Here is an 8,999-nt window from a genome sequence, read left to right as displayed (position 1 = left end):
TTCTACTGCGGGTCGGCGTCCGGCTCCGACGACTCACTCTGGTCGTCGATCCCATCTGTCTCGTAGCCGTACTGGCTTTCACCGTTTCCACTGTCGAACTCGGCGGCCCACTTCGGCGAGAGGTACGGCCCGATCGCGACGAACACCAGAAACGCGACCGAAAGCAACAGCATGAATCCGGCGACGAGCGTCACGATCAGTTTCGGACCCTGTTGTGCAAGCGCTACCGCGACGTCGAGACTCGCTGTTGCATTCATCGGAGACTACCTGTGTTAACGTATCGTACGGTAACATATTAGCATTTCCCCGCCTGCGGCGACGCTCGAGGACGAAGTCACGGACCACGTGACAGTCACCTCGAGTGACCTCGAGGCGACGAGTGCCGCGTCGTCGGGAATCACACTCGAGATGGGTCGGTCGGGAGACGCGTACCGCTCGAGTTGGCACGACGCGACGTTCGGCAACAGCACGCCCGTCGAGTTCGAGAGGACGATGCTCGAGCACGCCGACAGCCGGAAGCTGGACGGTCTATCGGCGGTACCACGAGAAGCTACGGCGGCACGATGGGATTCGAACCACGGTCGCAGCGAAGTTGCTCCCAGATTCGCTCCTCACGTCCGTTCGCCGCAGAATTACGGGCACGATGGGTAGAGATGCCCTGGTGCGATGCGACTCTCCGTTTCGCGTTCGTGTCTCTCATAGGTCCAGAAGGAAGTTACTGCGCTGTTCGGCCTGTTCGCGGTCGGAACGGCGGTCGTAATGGCGATCGAGGATGTCATCGCTCGCGTTGAGCCGATCCTTGACGATCCGTCGGGGAACGTCTTCTCGTCGATAGTAGGCCACCCGGCCACTACGGACGTCGTGGGGAGATCGCGACGACGGGCACGTGCTCGCGTGGTCCAGATGGACGGCTTCACACTCCTCGAGGTCGCGGTCGCGCGGGCACGGTTCGTCGCGCCAACAGGGACGAGTGACCCGGTACAACGTCTTCCGGATCGTGTTGCCCGGCAGACGGCCGTACTGAGTCGCGATCAGAGGTTTGCAGCCGTAGTCGTCGGTCACGTCCGGGCGGTGGTACTGTCTCATCATCCAAGTCGATCGTCGTCATCATCGGTCGAGGCTGACGGACGTGTCGGTGAAAATTGGTGAAGACTGCTACGACTTCAACTGAAGTCGTAGTCAACGGTTTGGATGGTGGTTTCTGTTCCGTCGTCTGTCACTCCGACAACTGAGAGAGTCCCCGAGTTAGACGACAAGTATACTTCCCCATCTGTTCTCGATCCCGTACTTTCCCATTCAAGCGTGGTAGATGCGCCTGTCGTAGATAGGGATGGTTCAGCATCGGCGAATGAACCGCTACCACCACCAGCAGGAACGTCCCACTCGCCTACGTCACCTCGGATGAGAACCTCTTCTGCGTTGTCTAACGACGTCACCGATATCTGCACCTCTTTTGCACTATCTGAGACGTCGACCTGAACACCGGCTCGAGCATTGTCTTGCTGGCCTTGTCCAAGATCAAGGACAAATGCAGCGATCACTGCTGCTAAGATTACAGTAATTGCTACCATCAGTATCACACCAATGACTGGCGATACTGCTCTTTCTTTTTCATTGCCCACGAGTGTAGCTTGCCAAGACATGCTTTTAGCTCATCTCGTGCGTTTGGATCGTGGTCGTGGTTTCAACATTGTCCTCGATGTTGGTACCAGCACCACTCGCATCACCAATATATGCAACAATACTCACAGTTCCAGACGCTCCCTGTGAGTCTAGATCGACAGTTGAGCCGACTTGATTCACTGTTGCATCATTACTATCGGTTGACCCAACGCTGATCGAACCCATCACGCCACTATTATCAACAAAGTAGATACCATCTGCATTATTGAGACTAGTGACAGTTACTTCATCACCGTCAATTGACACACCCGCCTGGGCATTCTCCTGCTGACCTTGTCCAAGATCAAGCACGAATGCCGCAATTACGGCTGCAAGAATAACCGTGATTGCGACCATAAGAATGACACCAATAACTGGCGATACTGCTCGTTCGTTTTCACTCCCGATGAGCTTCGATCTGAGTCGTGTAACGTCCATGGTTTGAATCATTTCGCATCGCCTGAACGGTAGGAAAGCTGATATTCGGACTTCTGGTTTGTCCGGTGGCACTCGAAGACTGGGGATAGACCCTGCGGCCACGCTTTCCGCCCCCGTTCGTTGCAGATGCTGATAACATCCAGTAGACTTGTACCATATATAGTTATGCGATCGTGAGGAGATATCTATCAGTCATTTGTCTTTAGACAGTTTCAGATCTGATAATCAAGGAGCTACAGAGGGGATTACAACACTACCTTGAACTGATTTTGCCTCGCGGTTTTCAAGTTCGACTACGCGGCCGATACTGATTTTACTCTCACGCGCCGGTCCAGACACAGGGACGATACCAGGTCCGGGTCGACGAACGTGCCTTCACACGCACGCGCGATCGCGAGTCGTCACCGAAGACGTGCCGGAACCGATCGGTGACGTGCGCGCCACAGTGGAGGCAGGTCGAGTGGTCCGTCGACGGCCACGGCGAGACCGTCACGCCGACCACCTCAGTGACCGCCCGACAACGAAAATTGCATGAGGGCGAGAGGGCGCGTTCAACCGTTGAACGGAATCCAGATTCGCAGGGTAGGAATCGAATCGGTAATCCACCGAATGTCGACGGTACCGGACGTCAGACGGACGGCCAGGTAAAACTCCTAAACAGACAGTTTTCGTACGGGCACGATGGGATTCGAACCCACGACCGTCGGATTAGAAGTCCGACGCTCTATCCGGACTGAGCTACGTGCCCTCGGTGTCCAGTCGTCGGTGAAACGGTATAAGCAGTGGGGATTTGCCCTAGCCGTCGAAGCGATACAGCGACGTGACGTACGGCAAGCGGTTGATCATCCAGATCGCGATCGGCAGCCCGACGATCGTCACCGCGAGAAACGCCGCGACGTTCGCCCAGAGAAAGCTCAACCACCAGCCGACGAAGACGAAGTAGACCGCCCGGATCACGAGCGAGGGCTGGCCGCGCGCCAGCTCCGGATCCGTAAACGAGCGTGGCTCTTTCAGGGTCAACACTGTCGGGACGAGGTTGATCAGTTTGATCCCGACTGGAGCGAGGACGACGGTCACGTTCAGCGCCCACGCGAGGTTGATCACGATCGGCGTCAGCCACCAGCCGACGAGGAGAAACCAGATCGCACGGACGAGCAAGGATCGCTGACTCATACCTGAATATCGGTCGGACGGAGAGATAACGTCGGCGGTCCGTCGGACGAGTGGCGCGACTGCTACTCAAGCGCTACTCGCCTCGAGTCACAGCCGAAAAGGAGGGCCGTTCTGCGCGCGTCAGCGACGCTCGTCAGCTTTCGTCGTCGCTGTCGTTTTCGGTATCGTCTCCGAATCCGCCGTCGCTGTCGTTTTCGGTGTCGCTGTCGTTTTCGGTATCGTCTCCGAATCCGCCGTCGCTGTCGTTTTCGGTGTCGCTGTCGTTTTCGGTGTCGCCCCCGAACACGCTGTCGTTTTCGGAGTCGTCGTCCTCGGTCTCCGTACTGTCGCTGTCGTCTTCGTCGTCGGTACCCAGACCACTGCTGTCGCCTTCCTCTTCGGTCTCCGTGCCGTCGCTGCCGTTTTCGTCGTCCGAGCCGCCACTACCGAGCGAGTCCGCACAGCCGGCGATCGCAACCATCGTGCCTGCACCGAGTAGTGTCGTGAATCGACGCCTGTTGAGTGACTGTTTTGTCATAGCGCGACAGCTACACCGCCACCGGAGTGATCAATAACAGCTAGACTCCGTTTCGACGATCAGTTCGGATTTGGATGAATTGTCGCGATTTGACCGCAGAGGAGCGAACAGTTCCAGACGCGACCGTCGTTGCGGCCTGCGAAACGGATTCGTCTCGGGCGGAGAACCGAGCCTAACGCGAGCGTAAGATCGCCGTCACGGCCCCTCAACGAGCGGATCCGGGCCGGTCGCGACGGACGGCGAGGTACCCGGACCCTACCGACGTTTCGCCAGGAACAATCGAGGCGTCGTGGCGACCGTCCTCAGGTGTCGCGTCGACCTCGAGCGTCGAACACAGTCCTTATGCGGGAGTCGCCTGTACCTCACCTCGATGGACGTCATCGGAACGGTGGGGTTGCCCGGCAGCGGCAAGGGCGAGGCCGCCACGGTCGCACGCGAGGAGGGCATTCCGGTGGTAACGATGGGCGACGTCGTCCGACAGGAAACGGAGGCCCGCGGGCTCGATCCCGCGAAAGACCACGGAACGGTCGCCCAGGCGTTGCGCGAGGAGGACGGTCCGACGGCGATCGCCGAACGATCGTTACCGATGATCGAAAACCGCCTCGAGGACCACGACGTGGTGGTCGTCGACGGCATCCGGTCCGACGTCGAGGTCGACGTCTTCGAGGACCGGTTCGGCGAGGACTTTACGCTCGTCAGCATCGAAGCGCCGTTCGAGGTCCGTGCCGAGCGAATCGACGCCCGTGGCCGCGACGCGGGCGAAGACGACGGTGGCGAGGGGCTGGCTGCCCGCGACGAGCGCGAACGCGGCTTCGGAATGGACGACGCGATGGACCGTGCCGACGTCGTCGTCGAGAACACGAACTCACTCGAGTCGTTCCACGAGCGGGTTCGAACGATCATCCGCGGCACCGACGATGAAAAACGTACGGAGGCCGAAGCCGACCCATGAGTGAAATCTACCGCGTCGACGTCGAGATTACGGCACCGGTCTACGACACCGAGGTCACGACACGGATCGCAGACGCCGTGGCGAACGTCTTTCCGAACGCCGAGATCGAAAAGCGCCACGGCGAGATTGCGGGGACTGCACACTCGCTCGATCACTTTTCGGACCTCCTGCACCGACAGGAGATCCTCGATACCGCTCGCGGCGAGTTCTTCTCGAACCGCGAGGGCGATACGTTCTCGTTTGCGCTGAAGAAACAGGCGGCGTTCGAAGAGCGCGTGAACTTCGCCGTGGGCGAACCGGACGAACTCGGCGAGATCGCGGTTCGCGTGCGAGTCCACGAGCCCACACTCGAGGAGTACGTCGATCACGTCGCACCACCGACGGAAGACGGCAGACCGATCGAGGGCTAACCGGGTCACCTCTGACTCGAATCGGTGACAGGCAGGGAGGTATGGCGGTGCCAAATCGACCGGCTAGTCCCCACACGCGTCTGCGTCGTCGATCAACGACGTCGCCTCGTCCTCGAGGTCACGGGCACTCGACACGTCGCCGTCGAGCGCCGCGTCGGCGCTGTCGACGAGGCGTACCGCAGCCTCCTCGAGGGTCTGGCTTCGACACCGTGCAGTCTCGATCTGGTTGGCGAGCGAGGACGGGACGTCGCCCCCGGACGCGAGCGTCTCGGTCGCGTCCGCGAACGCGTCTCGAGCGGCTTCGAACTCGCCACGTGCGGTCTCGTACTCGCGGTCGTCGGCGTCCGCCTGGCCCGACACGAGGCGTTCGTTCCCGGTGACGATCGCATCGTACGCCTCGAACAGCGTCGCGAGCGCGTCGAGGAGTCGATCGAGCGCCGACGCACCGTCTGCGATCGGCTCGAGGTCGACGACGTCCAGCGACTCGAGACGTTCTCCGTCGAGCGTCTCGATCGTCTCGTGGACGGGATCGAGGCGATCGCGCGCGTCGACGACCGTCTCCTGGCGAGTTCGAAGCGAGTCGCGTGCCTCGTCGAACCGTCGCTCGTCGATCGCCGTCTGCACGTCGTCGACGGCGAATTCGATCTCGGTGATCGCGACGGTAACGTCGACGAGCCGTTCGAGGACGTCGGCGAACGCCCGGAGTTCCTCGACGTCCGCCAGCCGGGCGTCGGTCGCGTCTTCCTCGGCCGTCTCGAGGTGGTCGCGTGCGGTCTCGAGTCGGGTTCGAGGCTCGTCGGCGTCGAATTCGATCGTTTCGGGGTCCTCGAGTCGTTCCTCGACCGCGTGGAGGGCGAGTCCCGCCTTGTTCAACTGGCCGACGGCGCGCCTGATCTCCCGGTCTGCCTCCCGGTCGCTATCCGAAGACTCGTCGGACGTGGAGTCGTCACTCCGGTCGTCCCGGGTCCCGTTCCGGTCGCCGAACTCGAGACTCCCGAGACAACCCGCAAGCGACACGACGCCGAGCACTGATGCAGATCGCGTGAGATAGTATCGCCGGTCCATACTGGCCGATAACGAGAGAACCCCTTGAGAATACCGACAGTGTCGAAAACTGAATCGATAGACGGGACGGGAAGAGCTGACGGTTCAGAACGGACCCATGCCGCCCATACCGCCGCCACCGCCTTGCTGTTGCATCTTCTTCATCATCCGCTGCATCTCCTGTTCGGAGCCCATCCCCTGGAACTGCTTGATTGTCCGTTCCATCATCTTGAACTGCTGGAGCAGTTCCCGGACGTCCTCCTCGTTCGTGCCCGAGCCGCGTGCGATGCGTTCGATCTGGCTCGCACCGATGGCGCGGGGGTACTCCTTCTCGGCGTCGGTCATCGAGTCCATGATGACCTCGAACTTGCGCATCCGCTCCTGGGTGACGTCCATCGCGTCGTCGGGCAGCTGGTCTTTGATCCCGCCGCCGAAGCCGGGGATCATGTCCATCACCTGGTCGAGCGGACCCATGTTGTTCATCGCCTCCATCTGCTTTTGCATGTCGTTCAAGGTGAACTGGCCCTTGAGCATGTCCTCGGGGTCCCAGTCTTCCTCTTCGACCTGGGTCTGCTCCATCGCGCGTTCGACGCGTTCTGCGAGCTGGCCCAGGTCTCCCATGCCGAGCAGCCGAGAGATGAAGCCGTTGGGCTCGAAGCGTTCGATGTCCTCGACCTCCTCGCCGGTGCCGAGGAAGGCGATCGACGAGTCGGTCTGGTCGACCGCCGTCAGCGCACCGCCACCTTTCGCGGTTCCGTCGAGTTTCGTGATGACGACGCCGTCGATGCCGATCGACTCGTCGAACTGCTGGGCCTGGTCTTTCGCGCCCTGCCCGATCGCCGCGTCGAGGACCAGAAGCGAGGTGTCGGGTTCGACGACCGACTCGATCTCCTCGATCTCCGCGATCAGGTCGTCCTCTAAGGCGTGGCGGCCGGCGGTGTCCACGATGTGGACGTCCGCCTCGCTGGTCGCCTCGAGGCCGTCGCGGGCGATCTGGACGGGGTCGTCGGCGTCGGGGTCGCCGTAGAAGTCGACCTCCGCCCGTTCGCACATCTGCTTTGCCTGGTCGTACGCGCCGGGACGGAAGGTGTCCGTCTGAATCACTGCCGGACGGAGCCCCTTCGTCGAGAACCACCACGCCATCTTCGCCGAGGACGTCGTCTTCCCCGACCCCTGCAGTCCAGCCAGCAGGATAGTCTGTTCCTCGAGTGGCAGCTCGGTCGACTCGCCGATGAGATCGACCAGTTCCTCGTAGACGATGCGCAAGACGAAATCGCGCGCCGGCGTCCCCGCTGGCGGCTCTTCCTCGAGTGCGCGTTCTTTGATCGAGTCCGACAGCTCCATCACGAGCGAGACGTCGACGTCGGCCTGCAGTAGCGACCGCTGGATCTCCTTGACGACCTCCTCGACGTCTTCTTCCGAAATGCGGGACTTCCCGCGAAGTTTGTCGAGGGTGCCTCGGAGAGAACTTCCGAGATCGTCGAGTACCATTTGCTCGATGTACGGGGCGACGGCGTTAAAGGCTTTATCTAGACTGCTGTTCGCGAATCGGCGGCCGAAGGCACGGCCGGTGACGACAACCGGTCAGACGGACGCTCGTCTACGACTCGAGAACGGACAGCGGGTCGTCACGCTATCGCCGAAATCGACGCCCTGGTGGCGAGCGAAATGATCGCGTGAGACTGCCTGCGATACCTGTGTCCCGAAAACCGCTGGACGAGTCGCGGCTGTTCGGGAACTGACGGACAGCAGACGGTGCGAGTCGGTCGAGGAGAACGTCGTCGGAAGGCGGTGCGTCGATCCGTCCACTGTAGCAGGGAGCCGTCGACCTCAGAACTGCAAGAAGAGGTCGGCGGTCTCGGCCTTCTCGGTGAGGAACCAGGTCGCGCCCTCGATGCCGTCGGCCTCGGGGATCAGCTTCTCCTCGGGGACGTCGAAGACGCGGGCGGCGCGGCTACAGCCGTAGAGGTTGACCTCGTCGGCAGCGCCGAGTTCGGCGACGATCTGGTCGAGTTCCGGCGGGAAGCCACCCGCCTCGACGCTCGCTTTCACCTCCTCGAGGGTCATCCCCCGATCTGCGGAGGCGGGCGAGAGGCGATCCTCGAGGCCGTCCTCGGAGAGCAGTCGCACCGCCCAGTTGACGAAGAGGACGTTCACCTCGTCGTAGACGGCCGAGCCGAGGTAGGCGTATGCCAGTGGCGTGATGACCTGGTCGTACGCGTCGACGCGGACGATGAGCGTCATCGAACTGTCGTCGGTCGATTCCTGCTGCTGCGTGTCGTCGGTTTCGGACATGGGTCGGAGTGTGGAAGTGGGAGAACGCTGCTGGCGTTTACTCGAGTTTCTTCACGTAGTGTTTGTAGACGCCGTCGCCGTCCTCCTGGTCCAGGAGTTCGACGCCGTCTGTGCCGTCGGCCCAGCCCTCGATGTCGCTCATGCTCCCGGAGTCGGTCGCGACGACCTCGAGGACCTCGTCTGCTGCCAGGTCGTCGATCGCCTGCTTCGTCCGGACGACCGGCATCGGACAACTTGCACCCTTTACGTCGAGCGAATCTGCGATGTCGAATTCCTTGCTCATGGTTCGTACCCGTGTTGTGAATTGGGGTAATTGTACAATACAAACACGACGCCATAAGCGTAGCGATCTCGATCTCGAATCGGACTTCCTGAGACAGTGGTCGAGACCAATACGATTCTGACGAGCTGTTTTGACGGGTGTACGGCGAATGATGGCCGTCCAACCCACCGCATAGTATTGCTAATATTGGAAAATACTCTGCGGGAGAACGCGAGACAGATTCGT

11 protein-coding genes, 1 tRNA gene and 3 pseudogenes are annotated in these 8,999 nt (G+C 61.0%); 3 read left to right on the top strand and 12 right to left on the bottom strand.

What is annotated here, in order from left to right:
- Window positions 1–2: 2 nt before the first annotated feature.
- Window positions 3–257 (bottom strand): hypothetical protein, encoded by a 255-nt coding sequence (locus MU558_RS07690; RefSeq protein ID WP_246973758.1) that lies wholly within the window; start codon window positions 255–257, stop codon window positions 3–5.
- Window positions 258–414: 157 nt separating this feature from the next.
- Between MU558_RS07690 and MU558_RS23525 the strand changes: the two are divergent.
- Window positions 415–568, top strand: a pseudogene (locus MU558_RS23525) (PD-(D/E)XK family putative nuclease); the annotation flags it as partial.
- Window positions 569–696: 128 nt separating this feature from the next.
- Here MU558_RS23525 and MU558_RS07685 read toward each other — a convergent pair.
- The 7 genes and pseudogenes from MU558_RS07685 to MU558_RS07655 all read right to left on the bottom strand — a co-directional run.
- Window positions 697–1,080: pseudogene (locus MU558_RS07685) on the bottom strand (site-specific integrase); the annotation flags it as partial.
- An 83-nt stretch (window positions 1,081–1,163) separates the two neighbouring features.
- The gene (locus MU558_RS07680) at window positions 1,164–1,571 is read right to left on the bottom strand and encodes a type IV pilin N-terminal domain-containing protein (RefSeq protein WP_377071369.1); all 408 of its coding nucleotides are present in this window, start codon (window positions 1,569–1,571) and stop codon (window positions 1,164–1,166) included.
- 76 nt (window positions 1,572–1,647) lie between these two features.
- On the bottom strand, window positions 1,648–2,100 hold the full coding sequence (locus MU558_RS07675) for a type IV pilin domain-containing protein (protein ID WP_246973754.1): 453 nt from the start codon (window positions 2,098–2,100) through the stop codon (window positions 1,648–1,650).
- Between the two features lie 394 nt (window positions 2,101–2,494).
- Window positions 2,495–2,602: pseudogene (locus tag MU558_RS23400) on the bottom strand (DUF7563 family protein); the annotation flags it as partial.
- Between the two features lie 171 nt (window positions 2,603–2,773).
- Window positions 2,774–2,848 (bottom strand) — tRNA-Arg (locus tag MU558_RS07665).
- 47 nt (window positions 2,849–2,895) lie between these two features.
- On the bottom strand, window positions 2,896–3,273 hold the full coding sequence (locus MU558_RS07660) for a YccF domain-containing protein (RefSeq protein ID WP_246973752.1): 378 nt from the start codon (window positions 3,271–3,273) through the stop codon (window positions 2,896–2,898).
- 133 nt (window positions 3,274–3,406) lie between these two features.
- Window positions 3,407–3,790, bottom strand: coding sequence for a DNA polymerase V family protein (locus MU558_RS07655; protein ID WP_246973749.1), 384 nt, complete (start codon window positions 3,788–3,790; stop codon window positions 3,407–3,409).
- A gap of 370 nt (window positions 3,791–4,160) precedes the next feature.
- Here MU558_RS07655 and MU558_RS07650 point away from each other — a divergent pair, with 370 nt between their 5' ends.
- Both MU558_RS07650 and MU558_RS07645 read left to right on the top strand, forming a co-directional pair.
- Window positions 4,161–4,742: an AAA family ATPase gene (locus tag MU558_RS07650; protein WP_246973746.1), complete on the top strand. Its 582-nt coding sequence runs from the start codon at window positions 4,161–4,163 to the stop codon at window positions 4,740–4,742.
- Window positions 4,739–5,152, top strand: coding sequence for an RNA-binding domain-containing protein (locus MU558_RS07645; protein WP_246973744.1), 414 nt, complete (start codon window positions 4,739–4,741; stop codon window positions 5,150–5,152). The genes MU558_RS07650 and MU558_RS07645 overlap by 4 nt, the downstream gene beginning before the upstream one ends.
- Before the next feature lie 63 nt (window positions 5,153–5,215).
- Here MU558_RS07645 and MU558_RS07640 read toward each other — a convergent pair whose 3' ends face one another.
- The 4 genes from MU558_RS07640 to MU558_RS07625 form a co-directional block, all read right to left on the bottom strand.
- Window positions 5,216–6,217 carry a hypothetical protein gene (locus MU558_RS07640; protein WP_246973741.1) on the bottom strand — a complete coding sequence of 334 codons (1,002 nt, stop codon included), beginning with the start codon at window positions 6,215–6,217 and terminating at the stop codon, window positions 5,216–5,218.
- Between the two features lie 84 nt (window positions 6,218–6,301).
- Entirely contained in the window at window positions 6,302–7,687 is a 1,386-nt protein-coding gene (locus MU558_RS07635; protein ID WP_246973738.1) for a signal recognition particle protein Srp54, read from the bottom strand.
- Between the two features lie 339 nt (window positions 7,688–8,026).
- Window positions 8,027–8,440 (bottom strand): hypothetical protein, encoded by a 414-nt coding sequence (locus MU558_RS07630; protein WP_246973729.1) that lies wholly within the window; start codon window positions 8,438–8,440, stop codon window positions 8,027–8,029.
- Window positions 8,441–8,528: 88 nt separating this feature from the next.
- A complete protein-coding gene (locus tag MU558_RS07625; protein WP_246973727.1) occupies window positions 8,529–8,774 on the bottom strand; it encodes a sulfurtransferase TusA family protein in 246 nt (81 codons plus the stop codon).
- Window positions 8,775–8,999: the final 225 nt, after the last annotated feature.

It is taken from the genome of Natribaculum luteum, assembly GCF_023008545.1.
Taxonomy (GTDB): Archaea; Halobacteriota; Halobacteria; order Halobacteriales; family Natrialbaceae; genus Natribaculum; species Natribaculum luteum.
This window is presented reverse-complemented; position numbering and strand designations above follow the sequence as displayed.